Source organism: Companilactobacillus farciminis KCTC 3681 = DSM 20184 (genome assembly GCF_002706745.1).
GTDB classification, from domain to species: Bacteria; Bacillota; Bacilli; order Lactobacillales; family Lactobacillaceae; genus Companilactobacillus; species Companilactobacillus farciminis.
Genome location: NZ_CP017702.1, coordinates 1,521,869 through 1,540,948, shown reverse-complemented (window position 1 = coordinate 1,540,948; position 19,080 = coordinate 1,521,869). Strand labels below are relative to the sequence as shown.

18 protein-coding genes are annotated in these 19,080 nt (G+C 35.2%); 15 read left to right on the top strand and 3 right to left on the bottom strand.

The features are described 5' to 3' along the window. Positions 1–5: 5 nt before the first annotated feature. The 10 genes from LF20184_RS07495 (at position 6) to LF20184_RS07450 (ending at position 11,193) form a co-directional block, all read left to right on the top strand. Positions 6–773: an ABC transporter permease gene (locus LF20184_RS07495; protein WP_010020003.1), complete on the top strand. Its 768-nt coding sequence runs from the start codon at positions 6–8 to the stop codon at positions 771–773. Further along, positions 773–1,786 (top strand): taurine ABC transporter substrate-binding protein, encoded by a 1,014-nt coding sequence (locus LF20184_RS07490; protein ID WP_010020002.1) that lies wholly within the window; start codon positions 773–775, stop codon positions 1,784–1,786. Before LF20184_RS07495 ends, LF20184_RS07490 begins: the two co-directional genes overlap by 1 nt. Further along, positions 1,773–2,525, top strand: coding sequence for an ABC transporter ATP-binding protein (locus tag LF20184_RS07485; RefSeq protein ID WP_010020001.1), 753 nt, complete (start codon positions 1,773–1,775; stop codon positions 2,523–2,525). The genes LF20184_RS07490 and LF20184_RS07485 overlap by 14 nt, the downstream gene beginning before the upstream one ends. Positions 2,526–2,650: 125 nt before the next feature. Further along, complete coding sequence (locus LF20184_RS07480) at positions 2,651–4,942, top strand: UvrD-helicase domain-containing protein (RefSeq protein ID WP_056945138.1); 2,292 nt, start codon at positions 2,651–2,653, stop codon at positions 4,940–4,942. A 96-nt stretch (positions 4,943–5,038) separates the two neighbouring features. Beyond that, complete coding sequence (locus tag LF20184_RS07475) at positions 5,039–5,698, top strand: helix-turn-helix domain-containing protein (RefSeq protein ID WP_133278250.1); 660 nt, start codon at positions 5,039–5,041, stop codon at positions 5,696–5,698. A gap of 186 nt (positions 5,699–5,884) precedes the next feature. Then, entirely contained in the window at positions 5,885–6,199 is a 315-nt protein-coding gene (locus tag LF20184_RS07470; RefSeq protein WP_010019996.1) for a PTS sugar transporter subunit IIB, read from the top strand. 7 nt (positions 6,200–6,206) lie between these two features. After that, a complete protein-coding gene (locus LF20184_RS07465) occupies positions 6,207–6,551 on the top strand; it encodes a PTS sugar transporter subunit IIA (protein WP_010019995.1) in 345 nt (114 codons plus the stop codon). 44 nt (positions 6,552–6,595) lie between these two features. Then, positions 6,596–7,840 carry a PTS sugar transporter subunit IIC gene (locus tag LF20184_RS07460; protein WP_236906316.1) on the top strand — a complete coding sequence of 415 codons (1,245 nt, stop codon included), beginning with the start codon at positions 6,596–6,598 and terminating at the stop codon, positions 7,838–7,840. Between the two features lie 26 nt (positions 7,841–7,866). Continuing rightward, on the top strand, positions 7,867–9,723 hold the full coding sequence (locus LF20184_RS07455; RefSeq protein ID WP_056945137.1) for a BglG family transcription antiterminator: 1,857 nt from the start codon (positions 7,867–7,869) through the stop codon (positions 9,721–9,723). Between the two features lie 18 nt (positions 9,724–9,741). After that, positions 9,742–11,193: a 6-phospho-beta-glucosidase gene (locus LF20184_RS07450; RefSeq protein ID WP_056945136.1), complete on the top strand. Its 1,452-nt coding sequence runs from the start codon at positions 9,742–9,744 to the stop codon at positions 11,191–11,193. A 119-nt stretch (positions 11,194–11,312) separates the two neighbouring features. Here the strand turns inward: LF20184_RS07450 and LF20184_RS07445 are convergent, their stop codons facing one another. Then, the gene (locus tag LF20184_RS07445; RefSeq protein ID WP_010019989.1) at positions 11,313–12,158 is read right to left on the bottom strand and encodes an aldo/keto reductase; all 846 of its coding nucleotides are present in this window, start codon (positions 12,156–12,158) and stop codon (positions 11,313–11,315) included. A gap of 232 nt (positions 12,159–12,390) precedes the next feature. On the opposite strand from LF20184_RS07445, the gene LF20184_RS07440 reads away from it, so the two are divergent. Continuing rightward, a complete protein-coding gene (locus LF20184_RS07440; RefSeq protein ID WP_029606526.1) occupies positions 12,391–13,590 on the top strand; it encodes a NupC/NupG family nucleoside CNT transporter in 1,200 nt (399 codons plus the stop codon). A gap of 42 nt (positions 13,591–13,632) precedes the next feature. Here the strand turns inward: LF20184_RS07440 and LF20184_RS07435 are convergent, their stop codons facing one another. Then, on the bottom strand, positions 13,633–14,361 hold the full coding sequence (locus tag LF20184_RS07435) for an alpha/beta hydrolase (protein ID WP_010019985.1): 729 nt from the start codon (positions 14,359–14,361) through the stop codon (positions 13,633–13,635). Between the two features lie 67 nt (positions 14,362–14,428). Next, on the bottom strand, positions 14,429–15,478 hold the full coding sequence (locus LF20184_RS07430) for a CdaR family transcriptional regulator (protein WP_010019984.1): 1,050 nt from the start codon (positions 15,476–15,478) through the stop codon (positions 14,429–14,431). A gap of 264 nt (positions 15,479–15,742) precedes the next feature. Between LF20184_RS07430 and LF20184_RS07425 the strand changes: the two genes are divergently transcribed. From LF20184_RS07425 to LF20184_RS07410, 4 genes are all read left to right on the top strand, one after another. After that, positions 15,743–17,026, top strand: a complete 1,284-nt coding sequence (locus tag LF20184_RS07425; RefSeq protein WP_010019983.1) for a GntP family permease — start codon at positions 15,743–15,745, stop codon at positions 17,024–17,026. 11 nt (positions 17,027–17,037) lie between these two features. Further along, positions 17,038–18,177, top strand: coding sequence for a glycerate kinase family protein (locus LF20184_RS07420; RefSeq protein WP_010019981.1), 1,140 nt, complete (start codon positions 17,038–17,040; stop codon positions 18,175–18,177). A gap of 128 nt (positions 18,178–18,305) precedes the next feature. Then, complete coding sequence (locus LF20184_RS07415; protein WP_010019978.1) at positions 18,306–18,677, top strand: hypothetical protein; 372 nt, start codon at positions 18,306–18,308, stop codon at positions 18,675–18,677. 165 nt (positions 18,678–18,842) lie between these two features. Beyond that, positions 18,843–19,052, top strand: a complete 210-nt coding sequence (locus LF20184_RS07410; protein ID WP_010019975.1) for a DUF3923 family protein — start codon at positions 18,843–18,845, stop codon at positions 19,050–19,052. Positions 19,053–19,080 lie beyond the last annotated feature (28 nt).

Sequence of the window (19,080 nt, the reverse complement as noted above, 5' to 3'; positions counted from 1 at the left end):
GTGGAATGAAGAAGAAATCTAGACTAATAACGGGTTGTGTTTGGATCGTCTTGTTATTAATTTGGTTTATAGTGACCAATCTAAAATTAGTTTCGCCAATCCTTTTTCCATCGCCACAAGATGTTTGGTTTACATTCACTGGCATATTGACCCATGGCTACAACAACATTTCATTTTGGCAACATCTGGGAATTACTTTATTTAGACTATTCTCAGCTCTGATTTTGGCGATAATTACTGCCGTACCTTTGGGACTAGCTTCAGGGATGTCGGAGTGGGTCCACGCAATCATCGATTCATTGATCCAATTCTATCGTCCCATTCCACCCTTGGCTTACTACACGATTTTGATACTCTGGTTAGGAATAGGTGAAGGGTCAAAGATAATCTTGCTGTACTTGGCAGCTTTTGCACCTATTTATATTGCTTGTGTCGAAGGAGTTCGTCATTTGAATAAGGATTACGTCTTGAGTGCAAAATCTTTAGGTGCCGGCAAGTGGTCAATCTTTAAGTGGGTAATTTTCCCGGGAGCTTTGCCCGATATATTTACCGGAATTAGAACAGCTATGGGAGTTTCGTTTTCGACATTAGTTGCGGCAGAAATGGTTGCTTCAACCTCAGGAATTGGTTGGATGGTCATTGATGCTTCTAAGTATTTAAAGAGTAGCGTGATGTTTTTGGGGATTTTCATTCTTGGTGGCTTAGGTCTGTTGTTGGACTGGATTTTACAATTGCTCGAAAGAAAATGGATCTTCTGGAAAGGTAAAGAGTAATGAGAAAATTAAAACGTTTCGTTCTAATGATCTTGTTGCTTTTTGTACCGCTGTGTTTGAGTGGTTGTTCGTCGAAAGATAAAGTTCCTCAAAATGAAATTAGAATCGGTATTCTTAATACGCCTAATGATGTAGCTGTTGCGAGAAATAAAAATTTCTTTGAAGAAAAATTTCCCAATAAGAAAATTACCTTTATTACGTTTGATTCCGGAGTAGATGCAAACAAAGCCTTAATGTCAGGTGGAGTTGATTTTGCGACGATGGGTGATACTAATGGTATCGTGGCTTTAACCGCTGGCATTCCGGTGAAATTGCTTTGGATAAATGAGATGTGTGGTGCCAATGAAAGTTTAATTGTCAAAAAAGAATCAGGGATTAACTCTCTGGCAGATTTAAAAGGCAAAAAAGTCGCTACACCATTTGCCTCGACATCACATTACAGTTTGATGATAACTTTGAAAAAAGCAGGTCTAGAAAAAAAGGTTCAATTGCTGGATATGGATACGCAAAATATTGTGGCAGCTTGGAAGCGTGGCAATATTGATGCAGCCTATACTTGGCAACCGACCTTGTCGCAATTGCAAACTGATGGCAAAGTCTTAGTTGATAGTTCTGATTTGTCAAAAGCTGGTTATTCGACTGGGAATATTACCTTAGTCAGCAAAGCTTTTCTAAAACAGCATCCACAAGACGTTAAAAAATTCGTCTCCGTTTTGGCAAGAACACATCAATTACGAAAAAATAACTATAACGAGACTGTGAAAGCAGCAGCTAAGCAAACCGGTATTAGTGTGAGTGATGCTGACAAACAGATGCGAGGAACCCAATGGCCATCGTTAAAGGCAGAATATTCAAAAGAATACTTAGGTCAAGCTGGTGACTTAGGACAATTCGTAGTTGAAATGCAAAGAGCTGGCAAATTTATGTATGGACAACAAACTATCAGTTATGCACCAACATTAGAGCAATTTAGAAAATTCGTTTATCAGGAGGGTGAAAATGGCATTAATTAAAGCTGATCATTTAAATATTAAATATAAAAAATCTGATGAATCAGTAATAGTTGATACTAATTTTTCGATTGAGAAGAATGAGATTTTCGTCTTGGTTGGACCCTCAGGTTGTGGCAAGAGTACTATTTTACAAGCTCTAGCTGGATTTATTCCGGCAAGTGGAACCTTAACCATGAATGACCAACCGATTACCAGCCCGGATTGGCAGCGAGGAGTAGTTTTTCAAAATTCTTCATTATATCCATGGTTAAAAGTAAAAGATAACGTCGGTTTTGGACTTAAATCTAGAAACTTTACTAAAGAACAAATCAGTCAAAGAGTTGCCTATTTGTTAGATTTGATTGGTCTAAGTGATCAGGCAGATGCAAAGACGTTTGAACTATCTGGGGGGATGAGACAAAGGGTAGCGATTGCTCGAGTTTTGGCCAATAAATCGCCATTGTTGCTAATGGACGAACCATTTGGAGCTTTGGATGCTTTTACTAGAGCAAAGATGCAACAATTGATTTTGGACATTTGGCATAAGGAAGATACGAGTATTTTTATGATCACGCACGACTTGAATGAAGCTATTCGTTGCGGCAATAGGATTGCTATCATGAATTCTCACGATAAAAGGATTGTAGAAATCTTGGATAATCCTTTTCAAAATATCGATATAGAAACACTTGATGACTTTGACGTTGAACGAAAGATCGACTCTTTCCGTAAACAGATTTTAGAAGTTATCAATCAGTGATTATTACAATTATTAAAGACATCCGTTTGGGTGTCTTTTTTTTGAAAAAATCGTCATTTTTTGTCCACAAGGATTTTCTTCATCGTATATACTTCTAGGTAAATAAGTTGTCGAAAGGGACACGGATGGATACACAAACAACTGCCACAACTGAACAAATTATCAGATTAATGGAGTCAGGACTGGGATTGACTTTTTCTCAAGAGCAAAAGCAGATTCTGATGAATGATTTTGAAAAGCCACTATTAGTCAATGCCTGTGCCGGGTCTGGTAAAACGACGATAGTTATTTTGATGATTTTGGTAGCTATCAGTAAAGGATTAGTGGATTCATCAGAAGTTTTAGGAGTAACTTTTTCCAATCGTTCAAGGTTGGATATGGATAAACGCTACGACAAATATATTAAGGAACTTTCAGATGTAGGATTAAATATGCGTGATACGCAGCCGCTTTTTTCGACTTTTCATGCGTTGTTTTTGCATCTTTTAATGACTAATGATGAGTACAAGAATATAGAAGTCTTGCAAAGCCCTAGTTATTTTACAAGACAATTGAAGACTAAAATTACGCATCCTAGTGACGTTTGTAGTATCAACGAAACTCTGAATCAAATTTTTACTTTGAACAATTACATGATCAATCAAGATTTGACCGAAGACTGCATATATCCAATTGGATATGGGAATATGAATGACGAGGAAGTTTTTGAAGCCCTTAGTCAGTGCACCCGTCAAGAGCACGAAATTGGTTTCTATCAAGACTATATTGAAGTTGTTACATATTACCAAGAATTGAAAATTCAAAATGGCTTAGTCGATTTTAACGATATGAAGATACTGCTTCTTCAAAGTATGAAGGATAAAAAATACTTGAAACAGTATCAGGATGTTATGAAGCAATTCAAATTAGTAATCATTGATGAATTCCAAGACATCGACAAGTTACAATGGAAAATCATTTCAAAGCTACTTAGTTCTGAAACAATGAGCAGACTAGTTGTTGTTGGGGATGATGATCAGAGTGTTTATTCTTTTCGTGGCAGCAATCCTAAATACATCATGAATTACTGCGAATTAATGCCTAACGCACAGACCTTGAATCTTTCCACAAATTATCGTACTGGTGGCAAAATATTATGTGCTGCCATACCAGGAATTACATTGAACTCTATTCGTCTTGAAAAGTCACTACAGGCATTTAATTCAGAGAAAGGGACTATCTTTACTTACGAACCAAACAATTCTGAGGAATACGGAATACTAAAACATCTTGCTGAACAAGTAAATGACTCTAGTATCGATAATAAAGAAATTGCTGTACTAGTTAGATACAATGCATCAAGAACAATTGCAGCCGACTGGTTGGCAAATCATAATATTTACGCAAATATCAACAATAAAAGTCTTGTTCTACAACGAAATAGATATTACAAGATTATCGTGGAAACAATGCGTGCATTATGGAATAATAACTATAAGTACTTTTATAACCAATCAAGTAGAATTGGATTTAAAAAATACACCGCTCATATTGACGAGGTAAAGAAACGCTATGGAAAAAAGCGCATTGTGAAATTGAGCAAATATTTGACTCTAACTCAAGATTCTATGAATTCACTCACTTCAACCGAATTAGACGAATATGGGTTTGAATTTGACTCGGCTGTTATCGAGGAATTTAACGACATTCAAAATATGAAAAATGAGGGACCTGAAAATGCTGAAATTCCTGTAGATTTGTTTATTTCGGCGAGACGATTAACTGTAAGATATTTTAACTTCATGACGTCCCGTAAATTCATATCGATCAAAGAATTAAATAAGCTCTTTTCTTATCTTGCAGAAGAACTTTCGATGTATAAGAATCCTGATGACTTTTTTAAGCATGAGGATTACAAGGAATCTATCCTTACCAAGAAAGAAGAAGTTGCTAAACAACAGAACCAAGTCCAGTTTCTTTCCCTCCATCAATCGAAAGGACTAGAATTCAAGTACGTTTATCTTTATGATTTATCAGATAAAGAAGTTCATCAGGGAAGCCTTGACATTAATAAATTCTATCGTCCCGATATTAGCTTTGATAATTTCGTTGATATATTCTCGAAGCGTATTTTATTCTTTCGTGAGCGTACTGATAAAGCCTTTAATAGCGCCATGATTGAAGAATATTCAGACCTAGTTCATGAGAAATCATTTGATCCTAGAAACTTTGAAGAAAGTCTTAACAATAAACGGGTCATTCAATTAATGTACAATCTATATAAAGCAGCAAAGAAGTATTCAGCCTTCATTGAAGAAGAACGTCGCTTACTTTATGTTGGCGTTACTCGAGCAAAAGCTGAATTGAATGTTGAACTTATTGGGAATGCTAATCCACTATTATTCGAATTAAACTTACCTAAACCACGCCAAAATTAATATTTAAGTGAGGCACTCACATTGACCAAAATTAACTCAAAACTAATGATCACAAGAATGCGAGACAACATATTAACAAAAACAGGCTACAGTAGTATGTCTGATATACCATTTTCGGATGACTTTATCTCGTATTTCTTAAATCATATGGGTTACAAATACCTTGAAGATACTGAAACTTATCACACTACCGGAAAAGTAAACAAAAATTATTTAATGGATCGCCTTTGGGACGGAAAATACAGTACTACCATGACTAACAGAATTACCTTCTCTGTCCTAGTTAAACTGGCTCTAGAGCTTAATATATCCCTTGAAGACATTATTTACGGTACCGATGATTCAGTGGAAATAGCTAAGTATAACTACGATAACTATGAAAATCTTTCTAAAATAAACCGTATTTACTTAGTTGAGAACTTTAAGCGAACTAAGAAATTAAACAGAATCTTCATTAAACTTTTAACCTACAACTCAATAAGAGAACTCGCTGAAAAAGTAGGGCTTGGGAGACAATCAATTGCTAACTACAAAAACCTTGATGATAATTCTTTTGGAACTCTTCCTCGAAAGCGTGAAGTCTTCGATAACATTGCAATGATTCTTAATATTGAACCATACGAAATACTAGAAGCCCCAGTCAACATTCTGTTACCAGAAAATGATTTTCTAGAAGAATATACGGACAGTAATATTCAAAGTAACGTTTCCGCCCTAGATAAAAGTCTCAAACTAAACACTAAAGATTACAAATAAAAACTGAAACTAAAATCTAAATGAAGTGCACATTTAATCACCCCCCTCAAATGTTAATTACAACAATGTTTGAGGGGGATTTTAGTTAAAGATTAATTAATTTCACCTAGGGAGTGAAATTATAAAATGTAATCGGTTTCTAAAATAAATTATTATATAAGCGTAAAGAAATTGGAGGTAACAATTATGAGTAAACAAAGCGTTTTATTAGTATGTGGTTCAGGTGCATCATCAGGATTTATGGCTGCAGCAACAAGAAAAGCTGCTAAAAAATCAGGATTAGATTTGGACATTAAGGCTAGAAGTGAATCAGAAGCAGAAGATTTTATGGATAAAATTGATCTTTTACTTTTCGCTCCACATTTGAAGTATATGTTAGACGATTTCAAAGAGATGACTGATAAAAACAACGTAAAAAGTGCTGTAATTCCTCAAATGATTTATGGCTCCCTAGATGGAAAACGATTAGTTAAATTTATTGAAAAAGAATTAGGAGAATAATTTTAAAATGTCTGAAGGAATTACAAGAGAAAAATTGATCAGTATCTCTATGCAAGTAATCTTACATGCAGGAAATGCAAAAGATTTTGCATATGATGCAATAAAAAAATCTAAAGAAGGAAAAGTTGAAGAATCCAATAAACTACTGGAGAGTGCAAATGATGAAGTTACAAAAGCTCATCAATATCAAACAAATACTCTTCAACTAGAAGCAGAAGGAGAAGAAATACCCTATCTTGCTCTTTTTGGACATGCTCAAGATACATTAATGACTACACAAAGTGAAGTTAGTCTAATTAAGCAAATGGTAGAAATATTAAATGATAAAACTGGGAAGGAAAATGAAAAATGATGAATTCTCTAATGTCATGGATGGGAGACAAATTTGCTCCCAAAGTGAACAGATTAGCAAAGAATGATTGGATTGCTTCAATTCAAGATGGTATTTTGGCAGCTATTCCAATGGTACTTATTGGTTCATTCGCATCAGTTCTAAATATTATTAGGAATTACTGGAAAGCATTTCCTGATCTTACGGTAATAAACACTTTTTCATTCGGTTTATTTTCCGTCTTTCTAGCATATTTAATTCCTGAATCTCTTTTAAAGAAAAAGGGACACGAAGATGTTTCAAGACAAGCCGGTATGGGAGGATTAGCATTTTTCTTCATGTTAGTTTATCCATCTCTACCAAAGTCAGGAAATATTATCTTTAATCTTAGTTCATTTGGATCAGGTGGTATGATTGCTGCATTGCTTGCTGGCCTATTCGTTGCTTTTGTAGTAAATCTTTCTACTAAGCACAGCCCTATTGGAGAGGACTCATCTTTACCTGATTTCATCGCCGCTTGGTTCAATACATTGATTCCAATTACAGCAGTATTACTAGTTGGTTGGCTATTTACTTTCCAACTACATTTTAATTTATATAAAGCAATTCAAAGTTTATTTATTCCATTAATCAATGTTGGTCAAAATTTCTGGGCCTTTTTACTTATTTACTTTTTGGCTATGGCCTTTCTTTACTCGTTTGGTATTTCAAACTGGGTATTCTATCCAATTATGACCACAATTGCATTAACTGGTATTGCACAAAATTCTGCTAATTACGCTGCAGGAAAAGCAGTAACAAATATTTTCGTTAATGAGGCAGCCGATTTATTCTTAATCGGTGGTGGTGGCGCAACATTGACACTATGTATCATGTTAGCGTTCTTAGCAAAATCAAAACGATTAAAGATGATTGGTCGTGCCGCTATTATTCCATCTATCTTTAATATTAATGAACCGGTTGTTTTCGGTGCCCCAATCGCATTTAATCCATTATTGATGGTTCCAATGTGGATTAACGGGTTTATCGGACCGGTTCTAACATGGATCGTTATGAGATTAGGAATGGTTCCAATTCCTCATGAAGTGTTTGGTGTCTGGTACACACCTGCACCACTATATGGTTGGCTTGCAACTCAATCTTGGAAGGGTGCATTGTTCCAAGTCGTACTATTTATTATTTCTTGGCTTGTATACTATCCATTCTTTAAGATGTACGATAAACAAGCCTTAGAACAAGATAAACAAATGGCAGAAGAGGACGAAGAAGACGAAGAAGAGGAAAGTTCTGAATCAGTCGCAAATGCATAGTTTTTAGATAAAAAGGGACAAATTACATGAGCAATCGTGAAAAATTATGGGAATTTCTAATTAATAATCCTGGTTGGCATACTTCATCAGAATTGGCTTTAGTGGTGGGGGTAACCTCAAGAACAATTAAAACCTATCTTCATGACAGCCCTAAATATTTGAATCTTACGTCTAGTAACAAAGGCTATATGATCGATTCAAAAAACTCTAATTTAAAATCATTAAAAAAAGATAACGTTCAAACTATTCATCAAATTGAACGTTATTTATTATCTGACAAAAAAAGCAATATTATGGATTTGTCGATAGAATTATATTTGAGTGAATCGTCAATCAATAAGAACTTAACGATAATAAATGACAATATAAAAAAGTTTGGACTATCTATTGAGAGGAGCGGCGATAACGTTTCTCTAATTGGGACGGAAGCTCAAAAAAGAAAATTAATAAGTTCTCTATTATATGAAGAATCAAATGGGAGTTTTTTATCACAGAATATGGTTAATGAAAACTTTCCAAATATCGATTATGCCAAGATAAAGCAGGCAATTGAAGAAAATGCTAATAAATATAACGTATACCTTAATACGTTTGACGTTAACAACATTTTGTTGCATTTGTTAATTGCTATACAGCGTATTAGTAGCGGACATGTTATGAGTAAACATATAAATAACATGAAACCGAATGAAAAATTAAACGTTGTTTCAGCAATTTTATACGATGTGGAAAACGTAGCTAAAATTAGTTTTCCATCAAATGATTGGGACGAACTAAGTACAGTAATAAACTACTCAGTTTCAAGATGGCATAAAGATCTTGTCGATAAAGTTTCTCAAGAATCCATAGATCTAGTAAATGAACTGATTGAATATGTTTGGTCTATTTTTAACGTTAATTTAAATAACTCCAGTTTTAAGACTCAATTTACAATTCACTTAGACAGAGTCTTAAAACGATCCAGAACAAACAAGACTATTCATAATCCTATGGTTCAAAAAATAAAAACATCATCCCCAACTATATATGAATGTGCTGTTTTAATGGCACACCTGATTAGTCAAAAAGCCAAAGTGACCTTAGATGATAACGAAATAGCTTTTATTGCAATGCACATTGGTAATGCAATCGCTGAACAAAATAGTACAAGAGATAAATTAAAAGTTGTAATTCTTATGCCCGATTATCAAGGAAGTATGTACGAAATTGTTAATAGAATAAAAAAAGAATTTCAAAATTCAATTGTCATTGAAGATGTCATAGAGGAACCTGCTTTACAAAATATCCCAAATGATATTGATTTAGTCGTTGAAATAAATTCTGATTATGACATTAAAAATATCAACCATCTAGTGATATCGCCTTTCTTAGTTCCCAGCGATATTGCTAATTTAAAAATAAAGATTGCTACCAAACAGCATGAAATTAAGAAGAAAAGATTTCAAAAATCATTAATGTCATTCTTCGATAAACAAAACTTTATATTTACAAATAGCATCAACGACCGTAATCAAATTTTTGATATGGTTACAAAGAAATTTGTTGACGAGAAAATTGTTGATTCAAACTTCAAAGACAATTTAATAAATCGTGAGAATATGTCAAGTACAGCCTTCGGTAGATTTGCTGTTCCTCACTCCTTTAATATGAATGCAAACAAAAGCAATGGTTTTATTGTCATAAATAATAAGGGGATAGGCTGGACAAACAATTCTGAGGTTTATCTCGTGATTGTTCTCGCTGTTGATCCAAATAATAAATCGTTATTCCGTGAAGTTTTTGATGATATTTCTGAAATAATGATTGAACCTGCTAATTTATCTAAATTATTGAAATGCAAAACATATGAACAGTTCATTGTTCAACTAACTGAATTAATTTAATAGAATTGAGGTATTAAAATGCAAGAATCTGGTTTGCCTAAAAACTTTTTGTGGGGTGGTGCAGTAGCCGCTCATCAATTAGAAGGTGCATGGAATGAAGATGGTAAGGGTACAAGCATCGCTGATGTTATGACGGTCGGTAGTGCCACTACACCACGAACAATAACTTATGATGTTGAGAGCGATAAATACTATCCTAATCATCAGGGAATTGATTTTTATCATCATTACAAGGAAGATATTAAGCTAATGTCCGAAATGGGCTTTAAAGCATTTAGAACTTCCATTGCTTGGACCCGAATATTCCCAAATGGTGATGAAGAACAGCCTAATGAAAAGGGGTTAAAATTTTATGATGACCTCTTTAAAACATGTCATGAATATGGAATTGAGCCTGTGATAACCTTATCGCACTTTGAGATACCTCTTCATTTAATCCATAAATATGGCGGTTGGAAAAATAGAAAAATGATTAACTTCTTTGTTAAGTTTGCCACTGTTTGTTTCAACCGTTACAAAGATTCAGTTAAATACTGGATGACATTTAATGAAATTGATAACCAAACTGACTACTTAGATGACTATTTAATGGCAACCAACTCTGGCTTGATATATGAAAAAAAGGTTAGCAATTCGACTAGGGAACGAGATATGTTTCAAGCATCCCATTACGAATTAGTCGCTAGTGCACTTGCTGTGAAGTCGGGGAAGAAGATTAATCCAAATTTCAAAATTGGTAATATGATAAACTTTAAACCTTTCTATGCTATCTCTGCCAAGCCAGAAGATGCTTTATTTGCTCACAAGGTTAACGATTACCGTAATTGGTGGACCGACATTCAAGTAAGGGGAGTCTACCCAGAATGGTTAATTAAATATCTTGATAGAAAAGGTTATCACGAAGATATTACTGATGATGATCTCAAGATACTAAAAGAAGGTACCGTTGATTATATCGGCTTCAGTTATTATTCAACAAAAGCCGTTAAATATAACAAAGATATGGGATATGATTTCGTATCGCAAAGCAAACAAGTCGTTAATAATCCTTATCTAAAAAGTACCGATTGGGGATGGACAATTGATCCTTTAGGTTTAAGATATTCGTTGGATTTTCTAACGGATCGCTATCATAAGCCTCTGTTTATCGTTGAAAATGGATTGGGTGCAGTCGATCATATCGAAAAAGACGGTTCCATACATGATCCTTATCGAGTTGATTATTTACGTGAGCATATTTCTGCCATGATTGATGCGGTTAAAGATGATGGCGTTAATTTAATGGGATATTTGCCTTGGGGCTGCATCGATTTAGTCTCTGCAGGAACTGGACAGATGTCCAAAAGATATGGATTTATCTATGTCGATATGGATAATGACGGAAATGGAACTTTGAACAGAAAGAAAAAAGATTCATTTTATTGGTTTAAAAAAGTTATAAAAACAAATGGAGCAGACTTATCCAATTAAATAACTTTTTATTGTTTTGTTAATATTTTTTTCAGTTAAAAAACGTTCCTAATTTATTTACCGTAGTTGGTATAAATTAGGAACGTTTTATTTTTGAAGTATTTTATAATGGCTCTTTGTCAAATCGTATCGAGTGGTTTTTCATTTTTAGGAGCTGGATAAGTTTTATCAAGCAACTCCAATTCATCCGCTGAAAAACTAACATCGACGGCTTCAATATTTTGTTTCATATGCTCAACAGAAGAAGATTTAGGGATGCTCAATAAATCGTGGTTTCTAATCACCCAAGCTAGTAATAGTTGGTAAGCGGTAATGTGTTTTTGTTGAGCCATCTCTTGAATAACGGGAGCAATCTTCAAGTATTCACTGCCATCTGATCCAAAAGGTGAATAGGCGATAAAGGACATATTGTGCTCTTTTTGCCAAGGCAAGATTGAATACTCAATGCCACGACTGCCGATGTTATAGAGATCTTCATTGATGCGACAATTTTTACCATTAGGTAGGGCGTTTAATTCTTTGAGATCTTCGATATCAAAATTTGAAACACCCCAGTTTTTGATTAAGCCAGCTTGGACCATATTTTCTAAGCCCTCGACTGTTTCTGCCAATGGAGTTTGACCACGCCAGTGTAATAAGTAGAGATCCAAGTAGTCAGTCTGCAATCGTTTGAGGCTAGCCTTAAGACTTTGTTCAATTAATTTTGGCGTTGCGTGAAATGGATAGAACTTCGAAATTAATTGAAAATCTGAACGTGAGTAATCTTTAATGACGTTACCAATTAAAGTCTCTGATTTACCTTCGCCATACATTTCGGCGGTATCGATGACATTGATGCCGTGATCAAGACCAAATCTTAGAGCTGCCATTTCTGATTCAGTTCTAGCTTGGTTGCCTTCACCGATGTGCCAAGTGCCCATGCCAATGGCTGAAGTATTTTGATGATTGAATGTAATTGATTTCAAAACTATTCCTCGCTTTCGATATTAAATAGGTAATTATAAAGCATAATATTGTAAGGGATAACATTACTATTATAAAGCCAATCGTATTAATTATAAAATGAAGACGATTTAATCCCTCCGAATTGTAAAAATTCATTTACAAAGAGTTTTTTGCCATGTAATATAAAAAATGAAGTGAAAAGTTTAACTAATTCTGACTTCAAATAAAAAAAGGGGTTAAGTATAGATGAGTATGTACCTAGTAGTTAATATTTTAGGTCTTTTTATTTTTCTAGGCATCGGTTTTCTCTTTTCGAAGAATCGTAAGGGAATCCAATGGAAATCAATCGCCATCATGGTCGTTTTGAACTTGTTCTTGGCATGGTTTCTAACTAGTTTCGGTGTCGGTCGTGCAATTGTTTCGGGGGCTGCTGATGGTTTTAATTGGCTAGTTCAAGTTGCTTACACTGGTATCGAATTTGCTCTACCTAGTTGGGTTCATGTGAAGAGCATGGACTTCGTAACTAGTGCTCTATTACCAATTTTACTAATTGTGCCATTATTTGATATTTTGACATATATTGGTGTTCTACCTTTTATTATTAAGTGGATCGGTAAAGGATTGTCATTTATTACTGGTCAACCTAAGTTTGAATCATTTTTTGCCGTTGAAATGATGTTTTTAGGTAATACGGAAGCTTTAGCCGTATCAAGTTTGCAATTAAAACAAATCAAAGCACAACGTAACGTTACTTTGGCAATGATGTCAATGAGTTGTGTTACTGCCTCAATCATTGGATCATACATCCAAATGATGCCAGGTCAATTTATTTTAACAGCTATTCCTATCAATATTATTAATGCAATTATCGTAACAAGTTTATTGAATCCTGTTACAGTTGAACCAGAAGAAGATACAATTGCTAAGCTTCATGGTGAAGATGGTAAAAAAGAACCATTTTTCTCATTCCTTGGCGATTCAATTCTTGGTGCTGGTCGTTTGATCTTGATCATTGCCGCTAACGTTATCGCATTCGTTGCTTTGGCAGCTTTGATCGATAAGATTTTGCAATTGGTTAATCCATGGTTAACGCTTGAACACATCTTGGGTATCGTAATGTATCCATTTGCTTGGTTACTTGGTTTGAATGGTTCAGATTCATTCCAAATGGCTCAATACATGGGAACAAAATTAGTTACTAATGAATTCGTTGTAATGGGTAAAGTTACAAGTATCATTAAAGACTTTGATCCTCACTTCAAGGCTGTTCTAACAGTCTTCATCACATCATTCGCTAACTTCTCAACTTTGGGAATGATTATCGGATGTTTCAAAGGTATCGTTGATAAAGAAAAGAACGACGCTATTTCTAAGAATGTTGGCTACATGTTGCTATCAGGTATTTTGGTATCACTATTGTCAGCTGCATTTGTTGGATTGTTCGTTTGGTAAAAATAAAAACCGCTAACTTCAAAATTAGCGGTTTTTTTGTGCTTATTTTTCTAACCAATCAAAGACACGATCGATGTTTTGACTCCAAGTGTTCCACGAATGGTCTCCTTCAACAGGCACCCAAGTATAGCGACCTTTAGCATGAATCGATAGGAAGTTTTTGAACATGACGTTGTCTTCATGCATGAAATCTTGATCGCCACATAAGGTTAAAATCTCTTGCTTAGGTTGACGGTTGTTATAAATATTAGTCAATTGATTTTTGGCCAATTTTTCAGGACTGTCGAAGATGCTGTCAAAAGTATTTTTAGCCATTGGACTCTTAGGATTATCGCGGAAGTGTTCAATATCAGTGATAGGCGAGAGAGCGGCAACTTTACTGAAGAAATCGTTGTTTTTAAAAGCAATCTTTAAAGCTCCATATCCACCCATACTGGAACCAACGATGTAGTTTTTGGATCTATCTTTTGAAATAGGCAAGAGGTGTTGCATTTTGGGGATGAATTCATCGATGAAATAAGAATAGTAAGGTATGAAGTCGGAATCAGAATAAAACGAATTTCTGGCTTCAGGCATAATGATGGCAACGTTATGCTGACGGGCTAGTTTTTCGACGTTAACGTGTCTGATCCAAGCACTGTCGTCACCGGTGTAGCCATGAAGCAACCAGACTGTTGTGTAATTAGATTCATTAGTGTCCGGAATTACAACAGTAGTTTTGAAATAAGTATGTAAATAATTAGTTCTGTAATTCAAATTCATTAATACCATTTGATAAACCTCACAATATGAATTTATTCACTAGAATAATAAGCAATTTGTCAGAAAATATCAATTTTTAGCGATGCTCATACTGATATTTTTTGAAATAAAGGAAGTTAACGTATAATTGCAAAACGTCGGTTAAATCTCTTAGATCCAAACCAAAGTATTCGGAAATATTGTTAAGCCGGTAATTAGTGGTATTACGATGAACATTTAAAGCTTTAGAAGTCTCCGTTACGTTACCGTTATGCTTAAAATAACAGTCGATCGTATCAATTAATTCCAAACCAGATTTAGTCTTGAGAAAGCTTTTAAAAACACTCAAGGCTTTTTTTGAATACAGGTTGCTATCAAGAATGTGGTTGAGAAAACGTACTTCTTTAAAATGATAAAAACCTTCTAATTGTAATTCTTTACTGACAGTAATAGTATCTTGAGCTTGACGAACGGCTTGTTTAAGGTTAACCAACTTATCGCTGATACCAATCATTAGATGGTTTTCTTTACTGAATTTTAGGTATCTTTTCAAATCGGTCTCGTTTCTAACAATCAGTAAATATTCTTCCGGAGTTTTTTTGTAAGAAAAATCAAAGGGGCTGATTTGTAATTCGCTTAAATCATTTGTTTCAATCAGAACAATATAGCGATTGATTGATAAGTCGATGTTTAAAGTCTCAGCACGTAGCTGCAATTCATCGTTTGCCAAGGCGTCTTCGGTATTAGTCCATTCATATAAGAAATGATTTAAACTTTCCTTGCGACGACCTTCAACTTTGGTGTTGTTAATTTGTGAAATCAATAACTCGGTTGAGATTTTCAATAGTGAGGCAAGTGGAGTGACTTTTTCAGGATCACCAGTAATGCCGATAACACCAATAGTTTCATTGTTAAATTGTACCGGGATATTAACTCCTGGTTGACCGTACTTACCAAATGACTGAATCATTGGCTTAGTCTTGCCACTTTGAATAGTGTCGACGGCACCGATATGTAGGGTGTGAATTCGAGTCTTGTCGCCACTGGCAATAATAATTCCTTTTTCGTTCATCATATTAATGTTATAAGGCACACTCTTCATCATTTTATCAACGATAGACTGTGCCAGATTCGGGTCTAATTTCATATTTTATTCTTCCTTGTTAAAAAATATTCAAACTTTAATGAAAACGCAAAGCATTAATTTGTGCATATAGTTATTTTACAATATTTTTGAAGAATAAAACATTGATTTATCAAGTAAAAATAATAAATTTTCATCATATTTACATGATAATTTGTGCAAGTGTACATTGATTTTGAAAAAGCAAAAAGGTATTATACACACGTTGCTCAATTGTTAATTATTTAACAATTGGCTAAAGATGTTGAGAGAGGATGTACATTTAGGATGGTTATTGCATGGTGGGCAGCACTTTTGGGGTTGCTTTTAGCGATTGGCTTGATTTTATTTAGAGTTAATCCAGTTTACGCTTTGATCTTTGGTGCAATCGTAGGATGTTTAGTCGGTGGGATGTCTCTGACACAAACGACTGATACGATTGTCAAAGGTAGTTCCGGTGTCATGGGGACGATTATTCGAGTAATCGCAGCCGGAGTCTTAGCTGGTGTCATGATGGAATCTGGTGCAGCTAACGTAATTGCTTCTAATATCGTGAACCATTTTAGCGATAAGTTAGCAATTTTAGCATTGGCACTTTCTACAATGGCTTTGACTGGCGTGGGAATTTTTATTCCGGTGGCAGTTTTAATCGTAGCACCGATTGCACTAGAGGTCGGTCAAAAGATGCATTACAGCAAGCTTTCATTATTAGTGGCTCTGTCTGGTGGAGGTAAGGCGGGTAACGTTATTTCGCCTAATCCCAATACAATTGCGGCTGCTAAAGGATTTAATGTCGATTTATCACAAGTAATGATTGCTGATTTTGTTCCAGCAGTCGTTGGTTTGATCGTAACAGTTTTGTTGGCAACTTTAATTAAGCATCGTGGTTCTTTTGTACCAGATGATCAAAAATTTGAGTCGAAGCAACAAGACGATTTACCAAGTTTAAAAGCTGCTATCGTCACACCTTTGGTAGCGGTAGTGTTGCTTTTGATCACCCCAGTAGGAGATATTTTTGGTATCAAGGCGTTAGCTTCATTCAATCTTGATGCGATGTATATTTTACCGATAGCTGGTTTGATTGGAACTTTAGCCATGGGTCAAAGTAAGAAGTTCTTGCAATACATGGCTAAAGGATTAGCTAGAATGACTGATGTCGTAATGATTTTGATTGGTGCTGGTGCGATTGCTGGGTTGGTTTCAGCATCAAACTTGCCACAAAAAGTTGTCGAAATCGTTCAAACAACTGGAATTTCTGGTACTTTCTTAGCTCCAATCGCTGGTATTTTGATGGCCGCAGCTACGGCTTCAACTTCAACTGGTGTTATCTTAGCTTCAAATTCATTTGCCAAGTCGATTATGTCATTTGGAATTTCTGGAACTGGTGCAGCCGCAATGGTCCACACTGGTGCCACAGTAATCGATCAATTGCCACATGGTAATTATTTCCACGTTACAGCTCAAGCAGTACAAATGCACTTTAAGGAAAGAATGAGTGTTGTTTTGTGGGAAATGTTAGTTGGACTTTCAATGACAATTGTCGCAACATTGATGTATGGAAATTTGTTTTAGAGGTGAGATAGATGAAAATAGTATTAGCTCCAGATTCATATAAGAACTCGTTAACTGCCAAACAAGTTGCTCAATCAATGAAAAAGGGCTTTGCCAAAGTTTATCCTGATGCCGAATTCGTCAATGTACCAATGGCTGATGGTGGTGAAGGAACGGTTCAATCATTAGTTGATGCAAGAAATGGCCAAATGGTCACTGAAACAGTAGTTAATCCGTTAGGTAACAAAACCCAAGCTCAATACGGTCTAATCGATGATGGTCAAGTTGCCGTTATCGAAATGGCTCAAGCTAGTGGGATTCAATTTATCAATCAATTTACCCAAAATCCTTACGTTACGACAACTTTTGGAACTGGTGAATTGATCAAATCAGCTATTCAAAAGGGTGCTAAGACTATCATTATTGGAATCGGCGGTTCTGCCACAAATGATGGTGGTGCCGGAATGGCCCAAGCCTTAGGTGCTCATTTGTTAGATGATAAAGGTGAAGAATTGCAATATGGTGGTGCCATGCTTAAAAAACTCGACCATATTGACATTTCCGAGATGTTGCCAGAATTAAAGGATGTTAAGGTCGTCATTGCTTCTGATGTTACTAATCCTTTAACTGGTGAGAATGGTGCCAGTCACGTCTTCGGACCACAAAAAGGTGCTAATCCGGAAATGGTTGACTTCCTAGATGAAGCTTTATCGCATTATGCCGATGTTTTAAAACGTGATCTAGGAAAAGATTTAGAACAAACACCTGGTGCCGGTGCTGCTGGTGGATTGGGAGCAGGACTTTTAGCCTTTACTAATTCACAAATGCGTTCAGGGGTCGACATTGTCGTTGACTATACCGGCTTAAAAGATATTGTACAAGATGCTGACGTCGTTATAACTGGCGAAGGTCAGATTGATTTTCAGACTAAATTCGGCAAGACTCCCATTGGGGTTGCCAAGGCTACTAAGGCCGTCAATCCCAATGCGACAGTAATTGCCATCGCTGGTTCCGTCGGCGAAAAGATTTCTGAGTTATATCCTTTGGGTATTGACGCTATCTTCACCTGTGTTCCGGGGGTAGAAGATTTATCCAAAGCCATTGCTGATACTGATAAAAACCTTCAACAAGTATCAGAGAACATCGCCCGTTTAATCAAAAATACAAAATAAAAAGCTGAGTATTCTATCATCTGCGGATAGGGTACTCGGTTTTTTTCGTCATTGGCAAATAATTGTAAAAGATGTCATAATAATAATTGTATGATGAATTAAAAACTGAGAATAGAAAGGCGGATATGATGAAAAAAGTATTAGCCCTATTATTTATGAGTTTGATGTTAGTTTCTGTAACTAATGTTGAAACGGTTAACGCATCATCGAAGACTTATGAGGGTGAACAAACTATTTGTATTTCAGCATCAAGTAAATCAGATTCGAATAAATATCGAGTTTACAAGTTGAAGAAAAAGAAGATGTCTAAGACTTCTGAGTTTGTTAAACTTCACAACGAATCTGAAATTAATTTCTGGAAGGCTAGTCAAGTAACTATCAAGGGACAACAGTGGTGGAAAATAGGTAAGAATCGTTATCTCAAAGACACTAGAGTTGAGGTAGTAAATACTGACAGAATGAAAGAATTAGGCCAAGAATTACCAACTTATCAAAACTAAAAAAGCGCTCAATTGATGAATAAAGTTACAGTACTTTATCGTTGATAGAGCGTTTTTATTGTTGAGTTGTATAAATCTATTTGTTTAAGAAATATCACTTGTCAATTTAAGGTCATTTGCGTGATACTTAACACATGAACTTCTTTTTGAGAGGGAAGTGTTTTTATGAAAACTTGGTGGAAATTTAATTTCTTTTGGTTGGTGATGTTTGTTATCGGCGTTTTATGGATCATGGTTCGCAAAGTCGATGGTGCGGGCGTGGTTCAAAATGGTTACGCAAAGTCTATTAGCTTATTAGTTTTATTGGCTTTTGCTATTTTGATAGCAGTGTGTCAATCAATTATTTTTATTGTAATGAAGAAACGGGCTAAGTGATTGTTTAATGAGAAATTATTTTTTGTAA

What these genes read in the sequence shown, in the direction of transcription:
- LF20184_RS07495 (WP_010020003.1), top strand. Translation starts at nt 6, where the DNA reads ATGAAGAAGAAATCTAGACTAATAACGGGTTGTGTTTGGATCGTCTTG.
- LF20184_RS07490 (WP_010020002.1), top strand. Translation starts at nt 773, where the DNA reads ATGAGAAAATTAAAACGTTTCGTTCTAATGATCTTGTTGCTTTTTGTA.
- LF20184_RS07485 (WP_010020001.1), top strand. Translation starts at nt 1,773, where the DNA reads ATGGCATTAATTAAAGCTGATCATTTAAATATTAAATATAAAAAATCT.
- LF20184_RS07480 (WP_056945138.1), top strand. Translation starts at nt 2,651, where the DNA reads ATGGATACACAAACAACTGCCACAACTGAACAAATTATCAGATTAATG.
- LF20184_RS07475 (WP_133278250.1), top strand. Translation starts at nt 5,039, where the DNA reads ATGTCTGATATACCATTTTCGGATGACTTTATCTCGTATTTCTTAAAT.
- LF20184_RS07470 (WP_010019996.1), top strand. Translation starts at nt 5,885, where the DNA reads ATGAGTAAACAAAGCGTTTTATTAGTATGTGGTTCAGGTGCATCATCA.
- LF20184_RS07465 (WP_010019995.1), top strand. Translation starts at nt 6,207, where the DNA reads ATGTCTGAAGGAATTACAAGAGAAAAATTGATCAGTATCTCTATGCAA.
- LF20184_RS07455 (WP_056945137.1), top strand. Translation starts at nt 7,867, where the DNA reads ATGAGCAATCGTGAAAAATTATGGGAATTTCTAATTAATAATCCTGGT.
- LF20184_RS07450 (WP_056945136.1), top strand. Translation starts at nt 9,742, where the DNA reads ATGCAAGAATCTGGTTTGCCTAAAAACTTTTTGTGGGGTGGTGCAGTA.
- LF20184_RS07440 (WP_029606526.1), top strand. Translation starts at nt 12,391, where the DNA reads ATGTACCTAGTAGTTAATATTTTAGGTCTTTTTATTTTTCTAGGCATC.
- LF20184_RS07435 (WP_010019985.1), bottom strand. Translation starts at nt 14,361, where the DNA reads ATGGTATTAATGAATTTGAATTACAGAACTAATTATTTACATACTTAT.
- LF20184_RS07430 (WP_010019984.1), bottom strand. Translation starts at nt 15,478, where the DNA reads ATGAAATTAGACCCGAATCTGGCACAGTCTATCGTTGATAAAATGATG.
- LF20184_RS07425 (WP_010019983.1), top strand. Translation starts at nt 15,743, where the DNA reads ATGGTTATTGCATGGTGGGCAGCACTTTTGGGGTTGCTTTTAGCGATT.
- LF20184_RS07420 (WP_010019981.1), top strand. Translation starts at nt 17,038, where the DNA reads ATGAAAATAGTATTAGCTCCAGATTCATATAAGAACTCGTTAACTGCC.
- LF20184_RS07415 (WP_010019978.1), top strand. Translation starts at nt 18,306, where the DNA reads ATGAAAAAAGTATTAGCCCTATTATTTATGAGTTTGATGTTAGTTTCT.
- LF20184_RS07410 (WP_010019975.1), top strand. Translation starts at nt 18,843, where the DNA reads ATGAAAACTTGGTGGAAATTTAATTTCTTTTGGTTGGTGATGTTTGTT.